The following is a 22,591-nucleotide window of genomic DNA, read 5'->3' as shown; positions in this document are numbered from 1 at the left end:
CCACACGTCCCCATCGACCATGATTACGGGAGAACACGTACACGATGATCGACAATCAAGATCACCAGACCGAGGCCGCCTACCCGCGACCGCAGCTCCGCCGGGACGGCTGGATCGACCTCAACGGGGTCTGGGACTTCGACTTCGACGACGCCGACCGCGGCCTGACCGACGGATGGCTGAACGATGATCACGAGTTCGGGGCTCGGATCACGGTGCCGTTCCCACCGGAGTCACCGGCGTCGGGGATCGGGGACACCGCCTACCATCCGGTGGTCTGGTATCGCCGGCCGCTGGAGCTGGAGCCGCCGGCCGCCGGCGAGTCGATCTTGCTGCACTTCGGTGCGGTCGACTACGCGACGACGGTCTACGTCGACGGCGAGCTGGTCGGTGATCATGTCGGTGGGATGTCGCCGTTCTCGGTCGACATCACCCGGCAGTTGCGTTCCACCGGCCCGCATCGGCTCACGTTGCGGGTGCACGACAACCCGCTGGACGTCACCCAGCCGCGGGGTAAGCAGGACTGGCGGACCGAGACGCACGGCATCTTCTACCACCGCACGACCGGGATCTGGCAGCAGGTCTGGGCCGAGCGGGTCGGCGTCGATCATGTCGCCGAGCTGGCCTGGACGTCCGACCTGGACGCCGAGCAGGTGCGCGCCGAGGTCGTCCTGGCCAGCACCGAGGATCTGCGGGAGGCCGAGGTGAGCCTGCGGATCCGGCTGTCGCACGAAGGCCGGGCGCTGGCCGACCAGACCACCACCGTGGCCCGCGGTGATCGCGCGCTGGTGCACCTGCACCTGCCGCAGCTGGCCATGCCCCAGGAACGGGAGCGGTTGCTGTGGTCGCCGGAACGTCCCCGGCTGATCGACGCGGAGATCACCGTGACGGTCGACGGCCGGGAGACCGACCGGCTGACCAGCTATCTCGGGCTGCGCGAGGTCGCGATTCGCGACGGTGACTTCCTGCTCAACGGCAAGCCGTACTTCTCCCGGCTGGTGCTGGAGCAGGGCTACTGGCCGGAGTCGCATCTGGCCGCGCCGACGGCCGAGGCGCTGGCCACCGAGGTGCAGTTGATCAAGGACCTCGGCTTCAACGGCGCCCGGATCCACCAGAAGGTGGAGGACCCGCGTTTCCTCTACTGGGCCGACCGGCTCGGCCTGCTGATCTGGGGCGAGATGGCCAACGCCTTCGTCTACAACGAGCAGGCGGCCAGCCGGTTCACCCGGGAGTGGCTCGACGTGGTGCGCCGGGACCGGTCGCACCCGTCGGTCGTCGCCTGGGTCCCGCTGAACGAGAGCTGGGGCGTGCCGGGCATCGCCGACGAGCCGGCCCAGCAGCACTTCGCGACGGCGCTCTACCACCTGACCAAGGCACTCGATCCGACCCGGCCGGTGATCTCCAACGACGGCTGGGAGCACACCGAGTCCGACATCTGGTCGATCCATGACTACTCGCCGGATCCGGACGACCTCACCGCCAAGTACGGCACCCCGGAGGCGCTCACCCGCAGCCTCACCGAAAAGGCGCCGAACCGGCGCCGGGTGCTGCTCGGTGACCGCGAGTATCGGGGTCAGCCGGTGATGATCACCGAGTTCGGCGGGTTGTCGTACGCGCCGACCGCCGGGGAGCGCTGGTTCGGCTACGCCACCGTGACGTCGGCCGAGGAGTTCCAAGATCATTTCGAGAGCCTGGTCGTCGCGATCACCGACCTGACCGAGGTGGCCGGCTTCTGCTACACCCAGCTCACCGACACGGTGCAGGAGACCAACGGCCTGCTCACCGAGGACCGGCAGCCCAAGCTGCCGCTGGAGGAGCTGCGCCGGATCATCACCCGCCCGACCCGGTCCATCCCCGCGGAGGTCGTCGACGGGTTCCGCCGGCGGGCCGCGGCGTCGTCGGCCGTCACCAACGGGAAGCCCGAAAGGACAAAGAATGTCGGCACTGTCTAGGAGATCCCTGCTCGGGCTGTCCGCCGCGGCCGCCACCGCGGCGGTGGCCGGTTGCACCACCGCCCAGCCGCAGACGCCGGGGGAGCGCAAGATCACCTGGTGGGATCACAACGTCAACCTGCAGACGGTGAACCAGACCGCCTACGACTCGTTCACGGCGAAGTCGGGGATCAAGGTCGAATACACTTATCACCAGACGGCCAAGATCGGCCAGGCGCTGCAGCTGGCCAAGCAGAGCAACCAGCAGCCGGACGTGCACAGCACCGCCGGGCTGGAGTCCTCGATCCCGTCCCTGATCGCGGATGGCTGGTTCTCGCCGATCGAGTGGGCCGACGACGTGAAGCAGAAGTTCGCCGACCTCGGCGGACTGGTCGAGGGTCTGCACTCCTTCGACGGCAAGCTCTACACGTTCCCGATCTTCGCCGACCGGCAGTATGTGGCAGCCACCTGGTTCAACCGGGACCTGATCACCAAGGCCGGGCTCGATCCGGCCAACCCGCCGAAGACATTCGACGAGTTCCGGGCCGCCTGCCGCACCGTGCAGGACACCCAGAAGCCGGCCAGCGGCATGATCTTGAGCCTGGCCCACACCGGCCGGATGGCCGAGCACCTCAACTCGCTGGCGATGGGTGCCGGGTTCCAGGGCATGGGCGGACAGCTGTTCAAGTCGGGCGAGTTCGCCTACCACGATGACGCCTACGTCGCGGTGTTCGAGTTCCTGGCCTCGTTGCAGGCCGACAAGTTGATCTTCCCGGGGTCGTCCAGCCTGGATGATCAAACCGCCCGGGTGCGCTGGGCGGCGGGTGCCGCCGGCTTCTACCTGGACGGGCCGTGGTGCTCCGGCACCGTGCAGACCGAGGCGAAGCAGTTCCTGCCCTCGGTCGACGTCGGGCCGATGCTGCAGCCGGAGTCCGGCCGGCCGGTGGTCGCCTATCGCGGCCAGGCCGGCGGCAACTACTACATCGCCGGCTCGTCCGACCTGCCGGCCGAGGCGTCGGACCTGCTGACCGGGCTGGCCACCAAGGACTACTGGACCGGCATCGCCAACGCCATGGCCCAGCCGCCGTACGACCTGTCCGTGGTCGAGGGTTCCACCGCGGTCGAGCCGTGGAAGCGCCTGGTCGGCTGGTTCGCCGACTCGGTGTTCATCGCGCCGCAGGCGGTGCTGCGTAACCAGGACGTGCAGCGGGTCAACCGCTTCAGCAAGGCGATCAAGCCGGGGCTCGGTGAGCTGCTGCAAGGCGTCTTCTCCGGCCAGGTGCCGGACATCCGCGCCGCGCTGAAGAAGCTCAGCGACGACTCGTCCGCCGACCGGGAGCAGGCGCTCAAGAAGGCCGTCGCGGACGGCGCCGAGATCGCCGAGGACGCCTGGGCCTTCCCGGACTGGAAGCCCGGCGCCGACTACAAGAACGGCTGACTCACGCCAACGCTCCCTGAGCTTGTCGAAGGGCAGGCCACAATCACCTTGGCCCTTCGACAAGCTCAGGGAACGAACACCCAAACCTCCACACCACCGATGAGGGGACGCAGTGACTCGGACCGATCGCCCCAACGTCATGATCATCATGACCGACCAGCAGCGCGCGGGGTTCACGGCCGGCACCGGCTTCGGGCTGGACACGATGCCGTTCTGCGACGGGTTGGCCGCGACCGGCACCACGTTCACCGGGGCGTACACGCCGATGCCGGCCTGTGTGCCGGCCCGGACCAGTCTGCTCTCCGGCCGGTTCCCGTCGGCGCACCGGGTGCGGCAGAACTCCAATAACCGCAAGGAGTTCCGGGGCGACGACCTGCTCGACGTGTTCGGCCGGGCCGGCTACCGGACGGCCTTCGCGGGCAAGCCGCACGTGTATCGCGGCCGGGACGACTTCGATCACTGGTCCGGGCCGTACATGCACACCGGGGCCCCGGACGAGACCGACGAGCAGCGGGCGTTCACCGAGTGGCTGGTCTCGATCGATCATGGTCCGGCCCTCGAGCCGACGCCGTTCCCGGTGGAGGTGCAGTATCCGGTCCGGATCGTCGACGACGCCCTGGCTCAGTTGGCCGCCGGCGATGATCAGGATCAGCCGTGGCTGAGCTGGGTGTCGTTCCCCGAGCCGCACAATCCGTATCAGGTGCCGGAACCGTACTTCTCGTTGTTCGATCCGGCCGACGTGCCCGACCGGGTCGCGGGTCCGGAGGCGGCGCTGGCCAAGGGCGGGCCGTATCGCTGGCTGCGGGAGCTGATCGAGGAGAAGCGGCCCGGCTACGACGACCTGTGGCGGCGCTACCGGGCGTCGTACTGCGGCATGATGCGGCTGATCGATGATCAGGTCCGGCGACTGGCCGAGACCAACGAGGCGCGTTCGCCGGGCCGGACGATCTATCTCTATCTGGCCGATCACGGCGACTTCGTGGGGGAGTACGGCCTGCAGCGCAAGGGGGCCGGGCTGTCGGAGGCGCTGCTGCGGATCCCGTTCTTCGTGGCCGGGCCGGGCGTCCGGGCGCGGACCGACGAGCAGACCTTGATCAGCCTGGTCGACGTGTTGCCGACCCTGGCCGAGGCGATCGACGCCGAGATCCCGGCCGGGGTCCAGGGCCGCAGCCTGTGGCCGGTGCTGACCGGCAGCGACGACGGCGCCGGCGTTTTCGACAGCATCTACGCCGAGGGCGGCTACGGCGGCCGGTTCTATCCCGCTGACGCCCGGCCGGAGTTGCACTATCCGTACCAGGGCACGATCTATGACGAGCTGAACACGGTCACCCAGAGCGGCACCTCGGCGATGCTGCGGCGGGGTGGGGACAAGGTGATCTTCCACTCCGACGGGCGCGGGGAGCTGTACCGGCTGGACTCCGATCCGGCGGAGTTGGACGACCGGTGGGACGACCCGGACTGCCGGGAGCTGCGGGGCAGCATGATCGAGGAGCTGCTCCGCTGGCGGCTCGAGGTGGCCGACGATCTGCCCACCGGCGCCTACCAGCCGTTGCGAGCCGATCACAACTGGAACCGGCGCCCGCGATGACGCAGCCGAACATCCTGTTGATCACCACCGATCAACTTCGTCGCGATTCCCTCGGCTGCTACGGCGGTACGGTGATCGACACGCCCCATCTCGACCGGCTGGCGGCCTCGTCGACGATCTACGACAACGCCTGGACCGCCAGCCCGTGGTGCCTGCCCAGCCGGAGTTCGATCATGACCGGCTGCTATCCGCACACCCATCGGGCCTACAGCAACTTCCGCGATTGCCGGCTACCGCCCGAGCGGCCGAACCTCTACAACGCCACCTCCGCGCTGGGCTACCACGTCACCCATGTCGGCAAGTGCCACTACGCCCCGGTGCCGTACGGCGAAACGCTGCCGGACCGGACGCTGCCGTACCAGGAGTTCCGCGACTACTACCTGAGCCTCGGCATCGACGATCTCGACCTGCAGGACGACAAGCAGGTCTCGGTCTGGTTCCGCGACGACTACGCCGAGGAACTTGATCAAGCCGGCCACCTGGAGGCCTACCGGGCCAAGGTCTGGGACCGTGACGCGGCCAAGGTGTTCACCTTCCCGGCGCCGGCCGAGTGGCATCCGGACGCCTGGGTCGGCCGGAAGGCCGTCCAGCGGATCAGGTCGGCCGGTCCCGGACCGCAGTTCCAGTGGGTGTCGATCTCGGGGCCGCACTTCCCGTTCGATCCGCCGGCGGAGTATCTGGGCCGGGTCGATCCGGCCCGGCTGGACGATCCGGTCGTCGCCGGTGATCTGGACGACCCGGCCCGGATGCACTACTGGAGTCGGCACGGTGCCCCCGGGCGCTGGATCGAGAGCGGCCGCAACGACCGCTACGACGACGACTACTGGCGCCGGCTGCGCACCAACTACTACGCCAACGTGGCCTTGATCGACGACGTGATCGGCGACGTGATCACCGCCGCCGAGCAGCGGTTCGGTGACGACCTGGTGGTGATCTTCACTCCCGATCATGGCGAGATGCTCGGCAATCATGGGATCTGGGGCAAGGGTCACTGCTTCTACAACGACGTGCTGGGCGTGCCGTTCCTGGTCCGTCGGCCCGGTGTCGAGCCCGGCCGCAGCGGCGACCTGGTCTCCTTGATCGACATCTTCCCGACCGTGGTCGAGCTGGCCGACGGCGATCCCGGCGATGTCGACGGCCTGAGCCTGATCGGCACGGCCCGCCACGAGACCGTACTGTCGGAGGGGGAGGGTTTCCTCACCGCCACCGACGGCCGGCACAAGCTCGCCCTGGCCGAGGCCCACGGCCGCCGCTTCGCCGAGCTGTACGACCTCGCGGAAGACCCCACCGAACTCACCCCCGTCACCGGACACCCCGCCCACGCCGAACCCGAACGCGACCTCCGGGCCGCGATCACCACCGCCCTCCTCCCCACCGCCCTCCCATAACCCCGACTTGTCAGAACTAGGGGACGCCCTGGCGGCCCCTAGTTCTGACAAGTCGGGGTTGGACAAGGAGTAGAGACCGTGACTGAGCGGTTGAACGTGTTAGTCGTGCTGAGTGATGAGCAGAGTTGGGACACGCTCGGCTGTACGGGGAACGCGGCGGCGCGGACACCGCACGTCGATGAGCTGGCCGCGGGCGGGACGGTGTTCGACGGGCTGTTCACGCCGTTCCCGCTGTGCTGTCCGTCCCGGACCAGCTTGATCACCTCGATGATGCCGCGGCACCACGACGTGCTCGGCAACTGGCGCGGGATCCGGCCGGAGCTGGCCGAGCGGGGGATCGGGGCCGACTTCGCCGCGGCCGGTTATCACACGATCTACTGCGGCAAGTGGCATCTGCCGGGCACGATACCGAGCCGGATGGGCTTCGCCGACTCGGTGGCGATCCCGGCCGTGATCAACGGCAAGGATCGCGGCCGCTACATCGAGGCCTACCGTGATCATGCGACGGCCCAGGGGTACGAGCTCGTCGAGGGCAACATCGAGAACCTCACCGCGGCCGACCTGGCCGGGTTGCGCGACCCGGCGACGGCGCACCGCACGACGGCCGCGATCGAGCTGGGAGATTTCCTCGAGCCGTGGCAGACCGACCAGTTCATCGCCTCGCTGGACCGGGCGCCGGACGACCGGCCGTGGTTCGCGGTCTGCTCGTTCAACGCGCCGCACTTCCCGTTCGCGGTGCCGCGGCCGTACGACACCCTGATCGATCGGACCAAGATCACCCTGCCGTCGACCTGGCACCTCGGCCCGGACGTGCTGCCGGCCGAGGTCGGCCGCTCGCACTTCGCCGACAAGCTCGGCGATCTCGACGCGGCCGGCTGGATCGATGTGATTGGCCACTACTACGGGCTGTGCAGCCTGGTCGATGATCAACTCGGCCGGATCGTCGCCGAGCTGCGGCGGCGCGGCGAGCTGGAGCGGACGATCATCGTCTACACCTCCGATCATGGCGACCTGATGGGCGCCTTCCGGCTGGTCGAGAAGGGCCACCTGCTGCACTACGACGAGGCGATGCGGGTGCCGCTGGTGATCAGCCACCCCGACGGTGGCGCGTCCCGCAACGACGCGCTGCTCAGCATGGTCGACCTCGGGCCGACGCTGGCCGAGCTGGCCGGCGTGCCGATCGAACGGCCGACCGACGGGCTGTCCTACGCGTCCCACGTCGGCAACGCCGACGCGCCCGACCGTCGTGCTCACGTGACCGGAGAGTCGCTGCTCTGGGACCTGGACTCGGAGAACGCCGCCGGCCAGCACCGCGACCCGGCCGGCTTCGACCCGGCCACCGACGCGATCAACCTGTCCATCCGCACCCGTACCCTCCGCTACAACTGGCGCTCCCGCGACCGCGACGAACTCGCCGACCTGGCCGCCCCGGATCCCCACCCCCAAGCCCCCCGAGACGATCAAGCCGCGCTGGTCACCCAGCTTCGCCACACCCTGGCCGACGAGGTCGACGACGTCTTCCCCTGGGCCGCCGACCAACTCCGCCAGCCCGTCTGATCATCCTGAGCTGAACGGCTTGTTCGCCCGTCGAGTGGACCGCTTGGCCGCGGATTTCTCCGACTTCGCGGCCCTTTGTGCGGCTTCGCCCCACCTACAACGGTCGCGAAGCACGAGGAAAGGGCGCGAAGCCGAGTGATCCAGCCGTTGGTGGCTCGCCCTTCGACAGGCTCAGGGAACGGAACTGACGGCAACGGTGGTGGGGTCGGCGAGGTGGAGCAGGGCGTCGGCGGCGGCGACGGTTTCCTGATCGAGACGGCAGTAGCCCTGCTCGGCCCGGGTGTCGGCTCGGGGATCGCCGGCGGGGACGTCGGTGATCTTGATCAGGCCCCAGCCGTCGACCAGTGACTGCAGGCCGGCCTCGATGGTTCCGGAGGCGGGAGTGCCGAGGCCGATGGTCGGGCTGGTGCCGAGGCTGCCGGCGACGAAGCCGTAGCGGTCGCCGAGCAGGCCGGCCATGATCGATCCGGCGCCGTTCCACTCCAGGTGCATCGGGCCCATGTCCATCACGCTCGGCTGGCGCTGCAGGTGGAGGTTGTTGGCGAACACCAGGGTGGGTCCGCGGTGGGCCTCGAGTGCGCGCAGGTCGATCAGATTCTGGGCCATCAGGGCGTCCCGGGTGGCGCACATCCGGTTCCAGCGCGGCTCGTCGGCCAGCGGCTGCGCCGCCTGCCGGTGGTAGTGCAACACCTGCCGCGCTCCGGTGAGCCGGACCTCGATCTCCCGCCACGCCGCGAGCGAGCTGGCCTTGATCAACTCCGGTGCCCGGGCATACAGCGTGGTGATCAACTCGTCGGCGACGGTACGCAGCCGGTCGGCGTCGGCCGAGGCGCCGACCGACGCCTCGCGGTCGAGCAGGGCTTCGCTGCTGTCCCAGCGCTCGTCCGGTCCGAGCAGCCGGTCCAGGTCGAGGCCGGGATCCAGGTAGTCGCGGGCGGCCTCCAGGAACCGGCGCGGACTGGGCACGTTCATCGTCTCCAGCGGCGCGTCGAAGCCGTACCAGGCGACCCGATCGGCCGCAGGTCGGCCCTCGTTGTGGTTGCGCAGCCAGGCGACCAGCGCCCGATTGGCGGGATGTTCGCCGAAGTCGTGGCTGAAACCCTCGGCCATCGCCCGGTCCAGGGTGCCGACCCCGTTCCGCACGAAGTCGTCGACCACCAGGCCGGCGACCCGGTCGGACTCCAGGGCGACGGAACGGAAGCCGCGCCGGACGAGGTCGGCGAAGAGCTGGTTGCGGGCCCAGCCGAAGGCGGGCTCGGCATGGGTGGGTTCGCCGAGGGCGAGGAGTTCCCAGGACGGGCGGATCACGGAGTCAAGATCACGGGTCATGAACCTCAATCGTATCCTTGAAGGAACGGTTGAAGGTCAGCTCCGATAGTCAGCGAGAAGCATGCCAAAAAGTCTCAATCCGGGTCACAGTCTGCGGCCGGCCGACCTGGCCCGTCGCCACGGTATCTCGACGCAGGCGGTGCGCAACTACGAACAGGACGGGTTCCTGCCGCCCGCGGATCGCACCCCGAGCGGCTACCGGATCTACACCGAACTGCACGCGGCCGCCCTGCGGGCCTTCGTCGAGCTCGCCGCGGCCCACGGACACGCGATCGCCGGACCCCTGATGCAGGCCCTCACCGCACGCCGGCTCGACCTCGCCCTCGGGCTGCTCGACGACAGTCACGCCCTGCTCGCCCGGGACCGGCAGACCCTGGCCGCGGTCCGGGCTGCCGTCGGCGAGCTGGCCGAGACGGGCGACGATCCGAACCGGGAGCCGATCGGCGAGCTGGGGATCGGCGCGCTGGCGTACCGGCTGGGCGTCACCCCGGCGACCATCCGCACCTGGGAGCGGAGCGGCATCCTGCGGCCGGAACGCGACCCGGCGACCGGCTACCGGAGCTTTCGGGCCGACGACGTCCGGGACGCCGAGCTGACCCATCTGCTCCGCCGCGGCGGCACTCCGCTGGGCCGGATCGCCACCGTGGTCGACCAGGTCCGTCGCGCCGGCGGCTCGACCGCCCTGGCCGCGTCACTGGACGAATGGGGGCAGCGGCTGATCCGGCGTGGTGTGGCGATGATCACGGCCGACCGTGCGCTCGCCGACTACCTGGACCGGTGGACCGCGTCGTTTGAAACCGATATCCAGACTCGGCACTAAGGTGGCCTGCATGCCATCCATGTCCGAGATCATCGAAGAGCGGACTCAGCTCGGCGGTGCCGATCATGCCTGGCTCAAGGCGGTCGTCGCGGAGTGGCAGCTGTTGGCCGATCTCTCCTTCTCCGACCTGGTGCTGTGGGTGCCCGACCGGGACGAGAACGTCTTCTGGGCCGCGGCGCAGATCCGTCCCACCACCGGTCCGACGGCCCTGATCGACGACGTGATCGGCGACCTGATCGCGTACTCGCCGGAGCATCTGGTGTCCGAGGCGTACCTGAGCGGGGAGATGACCCGGACCAGCGAGGGCAAGCTGCAGGCCGGCATCCCGGTCGACGTGCACGCGCTGCCGATCCGCCGCAGCGACCGGGTGATCGCCGTGATCGAACAGCACACCAGCCAGCTCGGCGTGCGGGCCCCGAGCTCGCTCGAGCAGTCGTACCTGAAGACCGCCGACATCCTGGCCCGAATGATCGCCGACGGCGGCTTCCCGATCCCGGACGAGGGCGACGACGCGCTCGGGCCGCGGGTCGGTGACGGCTTCATCCGGATCGACACCGAGGGCACGATCGAGTACGCCAGCCCGAACGCGCTGAGCGCCTACCGCCGGTTCGGCCTGATCGGCGACCTGGAGGACGAGAACCTGGCCGAGCTCACCGCCGACCTGGTGCCGGTCCCGGATCGGCCGGTCGACGACTCGCTCCGCTCGGTGCTGTCCGGCCGGGCCGCGCGCCGGGCCGAGGCGGTGGCCGGTGACGCGCACATGCTGCTCCGGGCGCTGCCGCTGACCCGGGGCAAGGAGCGGCTCGGTGCGATCGTGCTCTGCCGCGACGTCAGCGATCTGCGCCGCCGCGAGCGCGAGCTGGTGACCAAGAACGCGACCATCCGGGAGATCCATCACCGGGTGAAGAACAACCTGCAGACCGTCGCCGCGCTGCTGCGGATGCAGGCCCGGCGGATCGACGCGCCGGCGGCCAAGGCGGCGCTGGGCGAGGCGATGTCGCGGGTGGAGTCGATCGCGATCGTGCACGAGGCGTTGTCCCAGACCTTCGACGAGTCGGTCGACTTCGACCGGGTCGTGGACGGCGTGCTGAAACTCGTCGGCGACGTCGCGTCACCGGACGGCACCGCGCGGGCGAAACGGGAGGGCAGCTTCGGCGTGATGACCGCGACGATGGCGACCAGCCTGTCGATGGTGATCACCGAGTTGTGTCAGAACGCGGTCGAGCACGGGCTGAGCGGCCGGTCCGGCGTCGTGGTCGTACGGCCGACGCGGCGTAACGGTGAGCTCCAGGTGGAGATCGTGGACGAGGGGGTCGGGCTGCCCGAGGGCTTCGACTGGCGAGCCTCCCGCAGTCTCGGCCTGTCGATCGTCAACACCCTGGTCGCCGAACTGCGCGGGACCCTCGATCTCGGCCGAAACCCGTCCGGGCCCGGCACTCGCGCTTCGGTGATCGTCCCGATCGACGGGGCCGCCTGACTCGGTCGGTGACCGACCCGGCCCCATTCGGGATCATCTGAGAAAACAAAGCGCCGGACCCCCAGGTCCGGCGCTGGTGGTGCTGGTCGGGCTAAGCGGTACGGATCCGCGCCCTGGCCGCGCGTCGCTTCAGCGCACGACGTTCATCTTCGCTCAGGCCACCCCAGACACCGTGGTCCTGGCCGGCCTCGAGGGCCCATTGCAGACAGGCGTCTTTCACCTCGCACCGTCGGCACACCTGCTTGGCCTCCTCGATCTGCAGCAGGGCCGGGCCCGTGTTGCCGATCGGGAAGAACAGCTCCGGATCTTCGTCCAGACAAGCTGACTTGTGGCGCCAATCCATGGCGTCCTCTCCTTACCAGGGGTCTCTAGGACCCGCACATCACGTCGGTTTGGGTTGACGGACCGCACGAACAACTGCGGATCGTTCAGCCCGTCGTCAAGACTTTCAACTTCGAAGCATCTTTACAAGTGTTTCCCGCGTTGGCTGCCTCACATTTCAAAGGCGTAACAGCCATATGTCCTGGCTACTCCGGTATCGCACAAGGACGGACTCTGAGCGTAGGGCGTCTGTCCGCATTGGTAAACCCCTAAACGCCGATTGATCAGCGGTGATTTCCTCCCTCACCGCGACCGGCCGTGGAGGAGTCCGTACAGTTTCCCCGTGCCTGCCCACTGGTTCACCCGCGACCGCCTGACCCTGCTGATCGCCGCGGGGCTGCTCGGCGTGGAGGCGCTGGGCACCGCCGCGTTCGCGATCTTCGAGATCAGCCAGATCCGGTTCGACCGGATCGTCGTCGGCGGCGGCACCGTCGTGCTGTTGATCGGCTACGCCATTCTGCTCGGTGCGACGGCCCGAGGCGTATTCCTCGGCCGGCGCTGGTCCCGCGGTCCGGCGGTCGCCACCCAATTGCTGCAACTGCCGGTGGCCTGGAGCTTTCGCGGTGGGACGACCGATTGGATCTTCTATCTGCTCGCCGGCGTTTCGTTGGTGGCGCTGGTCTGTCTGGTGGTGCCAGCGTCGACCCGGCACTTTCTGGAGCCCGATCCATCCAGCCAGGAGAATCCGCCGGCGAGTTGATCAGCTCTCCAGCACCTGGGACAGCTCCGCGTCGTGAGCGGCCTCGGCGTCGGCCTGCTGCTTGACCCGGCGCAGGAACTGTTTGGTCCGGTCCTCGGTCGGCTGCAGCAAGACCTGCTCCGGCGTGCCTTCCTCGACCACCACGCCACCGTCCATGAAGACGACCCGGTCGGCCACCTCGCGGGCGAAGCCCATCTCATGGGTGACGACGATCATGGTCGTGCCCTCGGCGGCCAGGTCCCGCATCACCGCCAGCACCTCGCCGACCAGCTCCGGGTCGAGCGCCGAGGTCGGCTCGTCGAACAACATCAACTCCGGCTGCATCGCCAACGCCCGCGCGATCGCGACCCGTTGCTGCTGACCGCCGGACAGCTGGGCCGGGTAGTAGCGGGCCCGATCGGCCAGCCCGACCCGGTCCAGCAGGTCGAGCGCGGCCTTGCGTGCGGCCGCCTTGGGCATCCGCTTCACCTGGGTCGGCGCCTCGGTGATGTTCTCCAGCGCGGTCTTGTGCGGAAACAGGTTGAACCGCTGGAACACCATGCCGATCCGGGACCGTTGCCGGGCGATGTCGGAGTCCTTGCGGACATGCAGCCGGCCCTTGCGCTCGACGATCCCGACGAGTTCGCCGCCGACCCAGATCCGGCCGCCGGTCAGTGTTTCCATCTGGTTGATCAAGCGCAGAAAGGTGGTCTTGCCGGATCCGCTGGGCCCGAGCAGGCAGACCACCTCGCCGGGGTCGACGGTCAGGTCGACCCCGTTCAGCACGACGTTGGCGCCGAAGGCCTTGGTGACGTTGAGGGCCTCGACCAGATGATCACTCACTTGATCACTCACAGCCCACCTCCGGCCATTCCGGCGGCAGGGCGCGGCGCCGAGGTGCCGAAGCCGCGGCCGAATCGCTTCTCCAGATAGGACTGGCCGACCATCAGCACACTGGTGGTGACCAGGTAGTAGAGCGTCGCGGCCACCAGCACCGGGAAGGTCTGGTACGTCCTGGTGCCGATCGCCTGCAACTGGAAGAACAGCTCGGTGCTGACCGGGATGGCCAGCAGCAGCGACGTGTCCTTGAGCATGGCGATGGTCTCGTTGCCGGTCGGCGGCACGATCACCCGCATCGCCTGCGGCAGCACGATCCGGCGCATCGCCTTGGCCCGGCTCATCCCGAGGGCCTGGGCCGCCTCCAGCTGGCCGCGGTCGACGCTGAGGATGCCGGCCCGGGCGATCTCGGCCATGTACGCCGCCTCCGAGGCCGCCATCCCGATCACGCCGCCGAACAGCCCGACGAACAACACGTTCGGGTCCAGCGTGACGAAGCGCCAGCTGCCCTCCAGCCCGAGCAGATCGATGATCACCCAGTCGAACGGGACGCCGAGTGAAAGCCCTTGCTGGAAAAGGATTCCGAGTGCGCCCATGATCGTCAGCAGCACGTAGCGCGGGATCGCCCGGAAGAACCAGGTGTAGGCCCAGGACACCGCCTTCAAGATCGGGTTGTCCGAGAGCCGCATCATCGCCAGCAGCACCCCGCCGACGACGCCGATGATCATGGCCAGCACGGTGACCAGGATGGTGCCCTTCCAGAACCCTTCGATCACCGGATACTGGTTCATCGCCTCGAGCACGAACGGCCAGTTGAAGGCCGCGTTGGTGATCACCATGTGCACGAACATCGCCACCAGCACGGCGATCACGGCGATCGCCACCCAGCGCCACGGGTGCCGGACCGGCACCGCCTTGATCAGCCCGGGCCGGTCCGTCGCCGCGTCGGGCTCCTTCTGCGTCGCGGTCATGATCAGCCCCGATTACGGGTTGACGGCGAAATCGTCGATGGCGCCGCCCTCGACACCCCAGGTCTTCAACGCGGCCTCGTACTGGCCGCTCTCCTTGAGCTGCTTCAATGCCTCGGTGATCGCCGCTCCGAAGTCGGTCTGATCCTTCGGCAGCACGTAACCGTACGGGGCCGCCTCGTACACCTCGCCGAGCGGCGCGAGCTTGCCGGCGGCTTGCTTCACCGCGTACGCGGTGACCGGCGAGTCGGCCAGCATGGCCACGGCCCGGCCGGTGACCACGGCGTTGGTGGCCTGGTCCTGACCCTTGAAGGACAGGATGTTGATCTTGTTATCGCCGCACTTGGCCTGCCGCGCCGGAAGATCATCGGTCTCCTGCACGGTGCCGGTCTGGACCGCGACGGTCTTGCCACAGGCGTTGTCGATGTCGAAACCGTCCGGGTTGCCGGCCGCGGTGGCCCACTGGGTGCCGGCGGAGAAGTAGCTGACCATCGTGACCTGCTGCTTGCGTTCGTCATTGATCGTGAACGACGAGATGCCGATGTCGTACTTCTTACCCTGGACCCCGGTGATGATCGTGGTGAAGTCGGATGGCTGCCATTCGGTCTTGACGCCGAACTTCGCCGCGACCGCGTTGAACAGGTCGACATCCATCCCTTGGATGGTTTTGCCGTCGGCGGCGAGGAACTCGTTCGGCGCGTAGCTGGCGTCGGTGCCGATGACGATCTTGCCGGCGGTCTTGATCTTCTCCGGCAGCTTCGCGGCCAGGGCCGGGTCGACCTCGGCCGGCTGAGTGGGCGGTTGTGACGGAGGTTGGCCGCCGACCGGTTGGTCCAACGAGCTGGATCCGCAGGCGGTGGCGGCGAGCAGCGCGAGCGATGCGGCCGCGGCGAGCAGTTTCCCTCGAGTCATCACAACAAATCCCTTCGCTTGTCCCTCAAGCGACCGGAGGATTTCCGGTCCGGACGAATCGCATCCTGCCACGCCGACGCCGCCCGCGCGGGTCGGATGGGGCGACGGAACCCAATCGCAACACCGGGCGCGTCCCGCATCCGACCCGATCAGGCGATCCGGCGCGCCCCGGCCGACGGTCGGCCGACGAAATGGGCCGGGGCCGCATAGCCGGCCGCGGCGAACGCCTCCCCGATCCGGCCGGCGACGGCGTCGGCCGTCCCGGTCGGCACCAGCGCGATGATGCAGCCGCCGAACCCGCCGCCGGTCATCCGCGCGCCCAGGGCACCGGCCTCCCGGGCGGTCTCGACGGCGAGGTCGATGGTCGGCACAGTGATCTCGAAGTCGTCCCGCATCGAGACGTGGGAGGCGTCGAGCAGCGGGCCGAGGTCGGCCAGCCGGCCCTGCTCCAGCACCGCCACGGCCTCCAGCACCCGCGCGTCCTCGGTGACGACGTGCCGGACCCGGCGGCGCAGCAGGTCGTCGTCCAGCTTCGCCAGCGCGGCGTCCAGGTCGGTCACGTCGCGCAGTGCCGGGACGCCGAGCAGCCGCGCGGCCTCCTCGCAGCTGGCCCGCCGCGCCGCGTACTCGCCGTCGACGTGGGCATGCGGCGTGTTGGTGTTGAGCACCAGGATCTCCAGCGCCGGGTCGGCCAGCGGCACCTGCCGGATCGCGTGGTCGCGGCAGTCGAAGAACAGTGCATGGCCCTCGACACAGAGGGTCGAGGCGGCCTGGTCCATCAGCCCGGTCGGCGCCCCGACGAACTCGTTCTCCGCCTTGCGGGCCAGGATCGCCCGCTGCAGCGGCTCGATCGTCAATTCGTTGAGATCGACCAGCGCGGTCAGGGCGGCGCACTCGAGCGCCGCGGAGGAGGAGAGGCCGGAGCCGAGCGGCACGTCGGAGCCGAGGGTCAGGTCGGCGCCACCGACGTCGTGTCCCGACTCGCGCAGCGCCCAGACGACGCCGGCGATGTAGGCCTGCCAGCCCGCCATTCCCGGCTGCAACTCGTCGGCGTCGAAGACCTCGGTCCGGCCGGTGTTGACCGAGGTGACCGACCAGACGGAGTCGGGCCGCGGCCGTGCGGCCAGGGTCACCCGCTGATCGAGCGCGAACGGCATCACGAAGCCGTCGTTGTAGTCGGTGTGCTCGCCGATCAGGTTGACCCGGCCCGGGGCGACCCAGACTCCGGCGGGCTCCGCCGAATATCCGGTCCGGAAGGCGTTGACCACGGTCTCGTCGCGTTGCTCCAGCACGGAACGTCACCCTACAAGGACCGATCCGCGAGCGGCCGCGGACTCTGGTCAGAAGCCATGTGGGTGGTTCACAATGTCCAGAACCATTCGGGGAAATCTTCACCGGCGAAGACTCGGAGGAATCATGCGTCCCAAGTTGTCGAAGGTCCTGCTCTCAGTCGTGCTCGGAGTCCTGCTCGCCGGAGCGCTGGCGGTGAACCCGCCGGCCACGACGGCCGAGGCCGAGCCGGCGCCGCAGCAGCAGTGGCGCAGCTACTGGGTCGACTCGTTCAACTCGGGCATCTACAACCCGGCCCAGGCCGATGCGCTGGTCGCCGACGCGCTGGCGGTGAACGCCAACGTGTTGATCGTCCAGGTCGGGCGCTGGCAGGACTGCTTCTGCAACCGCTCGACGTACCCGAAGACGCATGCGCCGGTCGATCCGCCGCCGTACGACCCGCTGACGGTGATCATCGACAAGGCGCACGCCGCCGGACTCCAGGTGCACGCCTGGGTGAACGTCGCGCCGATGTGGCACCTCGCCAGCGCCCCGCCGCAGCCCGACCACGTGTTCAACACCCACGGGCCCTCGGCCACCGGCGCGGACCGCTGGTTGAACAGGCGCCACGACGGCACCGAGGTCGTCGACAACGGAACCTTCACCTTCATGGATCCGGGCAACCCGGCGGCCGCGGCGTACATGGCGAACGGCGTCCTGAGCATCGCGAAGAACTACAAGATCGACGGGATGAACCTCGACTTCGTCCGCTACCCGGACTACAGCCTGACCTCCGCCGCGGGTGAGTGGGGCTACTCGGAGACGGCGCTGGCCCGGTTCCGCGCCGCGACCGGGCGGTCCGACGTGCCGGAGCCGGCGGACCCGCAGTGGAGCCAGTGGCGGCGCGATCAGGTGTCCAACATCGTCCGCCGGATCTACCTCGGGATGCTCGAGGCGAAGCCGCAGGCGCGGCTGTCGATCGACGGCATCGTGTACGAGCACGGGCCGCAGGCCACGCCGGGCGGCTGGGAGGGCACCCGGACCTACAAGGAGGTCATGCAGGACTGGCGCGGCTGGCTGGACGAGGGGATCCTCGACACGGTCGTCGCGATGAACTACAAGCGCGAGCTCAACCCGGACCACCAGGCGATGTATCGGGAGTGGAACGAATATCTCGCCGATCACCAGTACGGCCGGCAGAACGTGGTCGGCCCGGCGATCTATCTGAACACGATCCCGAACAGCGTGATCCAGGCCCGCGAAGCGCTGAAGCCGACCGCGGCGGGCAACTCGGTGATCGGCTGGAGCGGCTACTCCTACGCTGCGCCGACCTTGGCCGTCACGGCCGGGCAGGCGCCGGCCGCGACCGAACGGCCCGCCCTGGCCGCGGCCCTGACCACGACCGATCCGGCGGGGGAGAAGCCGGTCTTCGCCGACCCGGCCGTCGTGCCGGCGATGCCGTGGAAGGCCCACCCGAGCACCGGGGCCGTGGTCGGCTCGCTGAAGCTGACCAACGGAACTCCGCTGGATCAGGTCTCGATCGTGGCCCGCAACCCGGTGACCGGGCAACGGGTGACCGGCCGAGTGAGCGACGGCACCGGCTGGTTCGGCTTCGCCGACCTCGCGCCGGGCGTCTGGCTGATCGAGGCCAAGCTGCCGAAGGGTGTCGTCGGCAAACAGCTGACCGCCGTCCACGTCTCCAAGGGCAAGGTCGCCAAGGCCTCCCTGGCCCCGCTGATCAAGCCGCGCTGACCCGCCTGGTCCGTTCCCGGAACCACCGATGATCTTGATCGGGGTGTCGCGAAAGCTCTTCGTGCGGGGCGCGGAACCAGGGCTGAGCCGTGGGTTCAAAGTGCTGAGTGGACACTTTGACCAGGCTCCAGCCGAAACTCGTGGCCAAAGTCTCCACTCGCGTCGTCCGCCGATCAATGGTCGGCTTGGGGCGGCGGTGGTGATCATCCCTTCGTTCGGACGGGTTCGAAGAATTCGCCGATCATGGCGCCGACGGCCGGCGCACCGCGGCCCTCCGGTCCGAAGTGATCAAGGCCGGGGACGGTACGGACCGTGGCGGCCGGCAACCCGGCGGCGACGCCGTCGAACGGCCGCGGGTCCGCGGCGGTCGGGGTCCGACCGCCGACCATGATCAACACCGGCTGACGCACGGTCCGCAGCTGGTCCCGCCGGGCGTAGTAGGCGGCAACCTCGCGATGTTCGGCCAGGTTGGGGCCGAGCAGCGGCACCATCCGCCGGCCCGGCGGCAGCCGCAGGTAGAGCGCCAGGACGGCGCGGAGGTACCAGCGCGGAAGTCCGCGGACGATCGGAGGTGCGCCCTCGCTGCCGCGGAGGAAGGCGGCGAACGCGCCGGCCGGATCACCGGCGGCCAGGCATCGCTCGTAGTCGATCATCCAATCCGTCGCCACCGGGGCGGTCGGCACGCCGGGCTCGTACACCGCGATCCGGTCGAACAGGCCGAGCGAGCGGGCCGTCTCCAGGACGACCAGGCCGCCGTAGCTGTGACCGAACGCCAACGTTGCGCCGGTGGCACGCTGTACGGCCGCCAGATCCTCGACTTCCTTGCCCAGCGTGTAATCCGGCCCCTGCGGGCCGCTGTCGCCGCGACCGCGACGATCGATCACCTGGACCGTGAACCCGGTCGCCAGCGCGGCCGCCAGCGGCTCATAGTCAACGCCGGATCGGAGCGCGCCCCCGACGATGACCAGGCCGGGTCCGGCGCCGGACGTCCGATAGTCGATCATGGTTCCGTCGGCGGAGCGCACGGTGTGGCGGACGGCTCGGATCGCCTTCACCGGGTCGCCTCCCGTTCATGATCATCCAAGGCGGACAGCAGCTGTGCGGTGTAGCGGCCGTACTCCTCGTACGGCACCCCGCTGCTCCGGACCAGTTGGGCCAACCCAGCCTCGAGGATCCGGCGCCCGGACTCGACCAACTGCCGGCCCTCACGGGTCAGCGACAGCCGCCGGCGGTGCCCGCGACCGGGCTCGGTCTCGATCAGCAGCCAACCCGCCTCGGCCAACACCCCGGTCATCCGGCTGGTCGACTGCTCGGTCACCCCGAGCGCGTCGGCCAGCTCTCGCTGCGTGGACCGCCCGAACTCTCCGACCAGGGTCAGCGCGAGCAACCTCCGGTACGAAACCCCGAGCCGGGCCCGGACGATCCGGTCCGCCGCCCGATCCAGCCGGGCGGTCAGGACGTGCAATTCGCGCCCGAGATCATGCCCCATGACCAAAACTTAGCATGCTTAGTTACTCTCGACCCCAACCCCACCAAGGCCCGCGGCTTTTCACGTCAACGTGAGGAACCGGTGCTTTATGAGGGTTGCAACGTTCATCAAGCGCCAGGAACGTTCATGAAGGTCGCGGGTTGGGCTCGCGCGGGGCGGTCGAGGTCTGGCTACCCTGATCGAGTGCTTGCCGCCTTTGCCGCCACGCTCGATCCCGACGATCCGCTTGCTGCGCTGCGCGTCGACGACCTCGAGCCGGCCGAGCCACCGCCGGGCTGGGTCCCGGTCACCGTGCGCGCCGCCGCCCTCAACCATCACGACGTCTGGTCCCTGCGCGGCGTCGGGCTGGCCGCGGACCGGTTGCCGATGATCTTGGGCTGTGATGCCGCAGGGGTCACCGATGAGGGCCGCGACGTGATCGTGCACGCGGTGATCAACGACCCGGCGTTCGCCGGCCCGGACAGCACCCACGACCCGCGGCGGTCGCTGCTGTCGGAACGGCATCCGGGCACGTTGGCCGAGCGGGTCTGGGTGCCGCCGGGCAACGTGATCGACAAGCCGGCCGAGTTGTCCTTCGCCGAGGCGGCGTGCCTGCCGACGGCGTGGCTGACGGCCTACCGGATGCTGTTCACCAGTGCCGGGGTGCGGCCGGGTGACACGGTGCTGGTGCAGGGCGCCGGTGGCGGGGTCGCGACGGCGTTGATCATGCTCGGCAGCCGGGCCGGGCTGCGGGTCTGGGTGACCTCGCGGGATCCGGGGCGAGGGGAGCGGGCCGTCGGGCTCGGCGCGGACCGTGCGTTCGCCTCGGGGGAACGGCTGCCGGAGCGGGTCGACGCGGTGATGGAGACCGTCGGCGCGGCGACCTGGTCGCATTCGATCAACGCGCTCCGTCCCGGCGGCACGCTGGTGATCTGTGGTACGACGTCCGGCGCCGAACCCGACCGAGCCGAGCTGACCAAGATCTTCTTCCGGCCGTTGCGGGTGCAGGGATCGACGATGGGCACGATCGAGGAATTGCGGGGGCTGGTCGCGATGTTGATCACGACCGGGATCCGGCCGCCGATCGACCGGGTGCTGCCGCTGCTCGACGCCGCGAGCGGCTTCGCCGCCATGATCGCCGGTGACGTGTTCGGCAAGATCGTGCTGGAACCCTGACCTGATCTCGCGAACCGGAGGAGGTGAGCCGGAGGTCCCCGCAGCGGGCCTCCGGCTCACTCTCTAGTCCTCGGCTCCGGCTTCGACGGGCGACACTTTGCCGAGGATGATCTTGGTGCCGTACGGCGCCGCCTGGATCATCCGCAACATGGCCAGTGCCGGGTGATCATCGAGCAGCTTGGCACCATTGGCCATCGAACGCAACGCGGCCGTCTCGGCCCGAGCCGCCTCCAATTGCGCCTGGGCCCGCTGCTTGGTCGTGACCAGCTCGGCGTACGCGGTGCGCAGTTCGACCGCCACGACCACGTCCTTGATCACCACTTCGGCGACGGTGACGCCGAGCGGCTCACCGGCGCCGATCGCAGCGGCCGTCAGCGCCTCGGTGACACTCGCCCGGGCGGTGCCGAGCAGCTCGGCGACCTCGACCCGGACAGCCGAGCCGGGAGCGAGCGCACCTGATCCGTCACCGCTGCTCCGAGCCGCCGCACCCTGTGCGCCGAAAACGCCTGCGCCGGCGAGCCGATTTGAGCGATCATGAAGCATGATCGACATCCGCTCCGCCACCACGGCCGATGTCGCCGCGCTGGTCGAATGCCACCTGACCTGTTGGCACGAGGCCTACGCCGAGCTGGCTCCCGCCGACTACCTGGCCGAGCTCGAGAACAGTCAGCCCGCCCGGATCAGCTACTGGACGACCAAGATCGCGAACGGCGAGGCGCCGTGGCTCGCGGTCGACGACGAGGCGGTGATCGGCATCGCCCACGCCGGTCCGACCGAGGACGACGACCTGCGCCCCGGCCTGACCCTGTTCGCGATCTACCTCCGGGCGGCGTATTGGGGCACCGGCCTGGGAGATCGCCTGCACAGGACCATCGGCGATCAGCCGACCTCCCTCTGGGTCCTACCCGAGAACGCCCGGGCCGTCCGCTTCTACCGTCGCCACGGTTTCGAGCCCGACGGCGCCGAGCAACTCCACCCCGGCCTGCGCCGCACGATCATCCGCCTGGTCCGGCCGCCGTCCAAGACACCGGATCGATGATCACCACCCGCCGAGTTGTCAGAACTGAGTTGTGCCATAGGGCTACTCAGTTCTGACAAGTCGGCAGGGGGTGGGCCGGGACGCGTTCACCCGTCGCCGTAAGCCCGACCTGCTCCGAGTTGTCAGAACTGGGTTGTGCCATGGGGCTGCTCAGTTCTGACAAGTCGGTAGGGGGTGGGCCGGGACGCGTTCACCTGTCGCCGTAAGCCCGACCTGCTCCGAGTTGTCAGAACTGGGTTGTGCCATAGGGCAACTGAGTTCTGACAACTCGGTGAGGTGAGATGTTCCCGGCGGTGCCGGCGTGAGGCGCCCTACGCTCGGTGAGGCAGTCGGCAAGATCAGATCAGCGCTCGGCTGAGGCGGTAAAAACACCCGCGCGACAAAGGGAGCGGTGGGGGCTGGGGGTCTGTGCGCTGGCGTGGCTGGGTCTGGCGGGAGCACGCACACCCAGACGGCGGAAGCGGCACCCAGGCCGCCGCGTGCGGATGGGGGTGTCAGATGGTCTGTGTGAGTGGTCGGTCCTGAGGAAGGGACCATGATGACCTCTGTGACGGATGAGACCAGTGAGGCTGGAGTGAAGAA

20 protein-coding genes are annotated in these 22,591 nt (G+C 69.1%); 11 read left to right on the top strand and 9 right to left on the bottom strand.

Translation table 11 applies throughout. The annotated features are described in order from the left end of the window. Positions 1-44 precede the first annotated feature (44 nt). From FNH24_RS02590 to FNH24_RS02570, 5 genes are all read left to right on the top strand, one after another. Complete coding sequence (locus tag FNH24_RS02590) at positions 45-1,952, top strand: glycoside hydrolase family 2 protein (protein ID WP_152360589.1); 1,908 nt, start codon at positions 45-47, stop codon at positions 1,950-1,952. Continuing rightward, on the top strand, positions 1,936-3,369 hold the full coding sequence (locus FNH24_RS02585) for an ABC transporter substrate-binding protein (RefSeq protein WP_152360588.1): 1,434 nt from the start codon (positions 1,936-1,938) through the stop codon (positions 3,367-3,369). The genes FNH24_RS02590 and FNH24_RS02585 overlap by 17 nt, the downstream gene beginning before the upstream one ends. 112 nt (positions 3,370-3,481) lie before the next feature. Then, entirely contained in the window at positions 3,482-4,957 is a 1,476-nt protein-coding gene (locus tag FNH24_RS02580) for a sulfatase-like hydrolase/transferase (RefSeq protein WP_246186723.1), read from the top strand. Beyond that, positions 4,954-6,345: a sulfatase family protein gene (locus FNH24_RS02575; RefSeq protein WP_152360587.1), complete on the top strand. Its 1,392-nt coding sequence runs from the start codon at positions 4,954-4,956 to the stop codon at positions 6,343-6,345. The genes FNH24_RS02580 and FNH24_RS02575 overlap by 4 nt, the downstream gene beginning before the upstream one ends. Before the next feature lie 78 nt (positions 6,346-6,423). Next, the gene (locus FNH24_RS02570; RefSeq protein WP_152360586.1) at positions 6,424-7,902 is read left to right on the top strand and encodes a sulfatase-like hydrolase/transferase; all 1,479 of its coding nucleotides are present in this window, start codon (positions 6,424-6,426) and stop codon (positions 7,900-7,902) included. A gap of 171 nt (positions 7,903-8,073) precedes the next feature. Here the strand turns inward: FNH24_RS02570 and FNH24_RS02565 are convergent, their stop codons facing one another. After that, a complete protein-coding gene (locus tag FNH24_RS02565) occupies positions 8,074-9,231 on the bottom strand; it encodes an erythromycin esterase family protein (protein ID WP_152360585.1) in 1,158 nt (385 codons plus the stop codon). A 61-nt stretch (positions 9,232-9,292) separates the two neighbouring features. Between FNH24_RS02565 and FNH24_RS02560 the strand changes: the two genes are divergently transcribed. Next, on the top strand, positions 9,293-10,051 hold the full coding sequence (locus FNH24_RS02560) for a TioE family transcriptional regulator (RefSeq protein WP_152360584.1): 759 nt from the start codon (positions 9,293-9,295) through the stop codon (positions 10,049-10,051). Positions 10,052-10,061: 10 nt separating this feature from the next. Beyond that, positions 10,062-11,528 carry a sensor histidine kinase gene (locus tag FNH24_RS02555; RefSeq protein ID WP_152360583.1) on the top strand — a complete coding sequence of 489 codons (1,467 nt, stop codon included), beginning with the start codon at positions 10,062-10,064 and terminating at the stop codon, positions 11,526-11,528. Positions 11,529-11,619: 91 nt separating this feature from the next. On the opposite strand, the gene FNH24_RS02550 is transcribed toward FNH24_RS02555, so the two are convergent. Then, a complete protein-coding gene (locus FNH24_RS02550; RefSeq protein WP_152360582.1) occupies positions 11,620-11,871 on the bottom strand; it encodes a WhiB family transcriptional regulator in 252 nt (83 codons plus the stop codon). A gap of 321 nt (positions 11,872-12,192) precedes the next feature. Between FNH24_RS02550 and FNH24_RS02545 the strand changes: the two genes are divergently transcribed. Next, entirely contained in the window at positions 12,193-12,609 is a 417-nt protein-coding gene (locus tag FNH24_RS02545) for a hypothetical protein (protein WP_152360581.1), read from the top strand. Here FNH24_RS02545 and FNH24_RS02540 read toward each other — a convergent pair whose 3' ends face one another. The 4 genes from FNH24_RS02540 to galK form a co-directional block, all read right to left on the bottom strand. Next, entirely contained in the window at positions 12,610-13,419 is an 810-nt protein-coding gene (locus FNH24_RS02540) for an amino acid ABC transporter ATP-binding protein (RefSeq protein ID WP_152360754.1), read from the bottom strand. Positions 13,420-13,439: 20 nt separating this feature from the next. Beyond that, positions 13,440-14,396 carry an amino acid ABC transporter permease gene (locus FNH24_RS02535; protein ID WP_152360580.1) on the bottom strand — a complete coding sequence of 319 codons (957 nt, stop codon included), beginning with the start codon at positions 14,394-14,396 and terminating at the stop codon, positions 13,440-13,442. Between the two features lie 12 nt (positions 14,397-14,408). Beyond that, positions 14,409-15,305 (bottom strand): ABC transporter substrate-binding protein, encoded by an 897-nt coding sequence (locus FNH24_RS02530; protein WP_152360579.1) that lies wholly within the window; start codon positions 15,303-15,305, stop codon positions 14,409-14,411. A gap of 149 nt (positions 15,306-15,454) precedes the next feature. Beyond that, positions 15,455-16,597, bottom strand: a complete 1,143-nt coding sequence (galK, locus tag FNH24_RS02525) for a galactokinase (protein ID WP_246186722.1) — start codon at positions 16,595-16,597, stop codon at positions 15,455-15,457. A 124-nt stretch (positions 16,598-16,721) separates the two neighbouring features. Between galK and FNH24_RS02520 the strand changes: the two genes are divergently transcribed. Next, complete coding sequence (locus FNH24_RS02520) at positions 16,722-18,326, top strand: family 10 glycosylhydrolase (protein ID WP_152360578.1); 1,605 nt, start codon at positions 16,722-16,724, stop codon at positions 18,324-18,326. A gap of 203 nt (positions 18,327-18,529) precedes the next feature. Here the strand turns inward: FNH24_RS02520 and FNH24_RS02515 are convergent, their stop codons facing one another. Then, positions 18,530-19,381, bottom strand: coding sequence for an alpha/beta fold hydrolase (locus tag FNH24_RS02515; RefSeq protein WP_152360577.1), 852 nt, complete (start codon positions 19,379-19,381; stop codon positions 18,530-18,532). Beyond that, the gene (locus FNH24_RS02510) at positions 19,378-19,815 is read right to left on the bottom strand and encodes a MarR family winged helix-turn-helix transcriptional regulator (RefSeq protein WP_152360576.1); all 438 of its coding nucleotides are present in this window, start codon (positions 19,813-19,815) and stop codon (positions 19,378-19,380) included. Before FNH24_RS02510 ends, FNH24_RS02515 begins: the two co-directional genes overlap by 4 nt. Before the next feature lie 183 nt (positions 19,816-19,998). Here FNH24_RS02510 and FNH24_RS02505 point away from each other — a divergent pair, with 183 nt between their 5' ends. Beyond that, positions 19,999-20,970 carry a zinc-binding dehydrogenase gene (locus FNH24_RS02505; protein WP_152360575.1) on the top strand — a complete coding sequence of 324 codons (972 nt, stop codon included), beginning with the start codon at positions 19,999-20,001 and terminating at the stop codon, positions 20,968-20,970. A 63-nt stretch (positions 20,971-21,033) separates the two neighbouring features. On the opposite strand, the gene FNH24_RS02500 is transcribed toward FNH24_RS02505, so the two are convergent. Next, the gene (locus tag FNH24_RS02500; protein ID WP_152360574.1) at positions 21,034-21,513 is read right to left on the bottom strand and encodes an SPFH domain-containing protein; all 480 of its coding nucleotides are present in this window, start codon (positions 21,511-21,513) and stop codon (positions 21,034-21,036) included. Here FNH24_RS02500 and FNH24_RS02495 point away from each other — a divergent pair. After that, the gene (locus tag FNH24_RS02495) at positions 21,512-22,009 is read left to right on the top strand and encodes a GNAT family N-acetyltransferase (RefSeq protein WP_152360573.1); all 498 of its coding nucleotides are present in this window, start codon (positions 21,512-21,514) and stop codon (positions 22,007-22,009) included. The genes FNH24_RS02500 and FNH24_RS02495 overlap by 2 nt on opposite strands. Positions 22,010-22,591: the final 582 nt, after the last annotated feature.

It is taken from the genome of Microlunatus speluncae (assembly GCF_009299835.1).
Classification (GTDB): domain Bacteria; phylum Actinomycetota; class Actinomycetes; order Propionibacteriales; family Propionibacteriaceae; genus Microlunatus; species Microlunatus speluncae.
The sequence above is the reverse complement of the archived record's forward strand: the minus strand, read 5'-3'. Positions and strand labels throughout refer to the sequence as shown.

Coding starts and splice junctions, on each gene's coding strand:
- FNH24_RS02590 (WP_152360589.1), top strand. CDS start 45: ATGATCGACAATCAAGATCACCAGACCGAGGCCGCCTACCCGCGACCG.
- FNH24_RS02585 (WP_152360588.1), top strand. CDS start 1,936: ATGTCGGCACTGTCTAGGAGATCCCTGCTCGGGCTGTCCGCCGCGGCC.
- FNH24_RS02575 (WP_152360587.1), top strand. CDS start 4,954: ATGACGCAGCCGAACATCCTGTTGATCACCACCGATCAACTTCGTCGC.
- FNH24_RS02565 (WP_152360585.1), bottom strand. CDS start 9,231: ATGACCCGTGATCTTGACTCCGTGATCCGCCCGTCCTGGGAACTCCTC.
- FNH24_RS02560 (WP_152360584.1), top strand. CDS start 9,293: ATGCCAAAAAGTCTCAATCCGGGTCACAGTCTGCGGCCGGCCGACCTG.
- FNH24_RS02555 (WP_152360583.1), top strand. CDS start 10,062: ATGCCATCCATGTCCGAGATCATCGAAGAGCGGACTCAGCTCGGCGGT.
- FNH24_RS02550 (WP_152360582.1), bottom strand. CDS start 11,871: ATGGATTGGCGCCACAAGTCAGCTTGTCTGGACGAAGATCCGGAGCTG.
- FNH24_RS02535 (WP_152360580.1), bottom strand. CDS start 14,396: ATGACCGCGACGCAGAAGGAGCCCGACGCGGCGACGGACCGGCCCGGG.
- FNH24_RS02530 (WP_152360579.1), bottom strand. CDS start 15,305: ATGACTCGAGGGAAACTGCTCGCCGCGGCCGCATCGCTCGCGCTGCTC.
- FNH24_RS02520 (WP_152360578.1), top strand. CDS start 16,722: ATGCGTCCCAAGTTGTCGAAGGTCCTGCTCTCAGTCGTGCTCGGAGTC.
- FNH24_RS02510 (WP_152360576.1), bottom strand. CDS start 19,815: ATGGGGCATGATCTCGGGCGCGAATTGCACGTCCTGACCGCCCGGCTG.
- FNH24_RS02495 (WP_152360573.1), top strand. CDS start 21,512: ATGATCGACATCCGCTCCGCCACCACGGCCGATGTCGCCGCGCTGGTC.
- FNH24_RS02500 (WP_152360574.1), bottom strand. CDS start 21,513: ATGCTTCATGATCGCTCAAATCGGCTCGCCGGCGCAGGCGTTTTCGGC.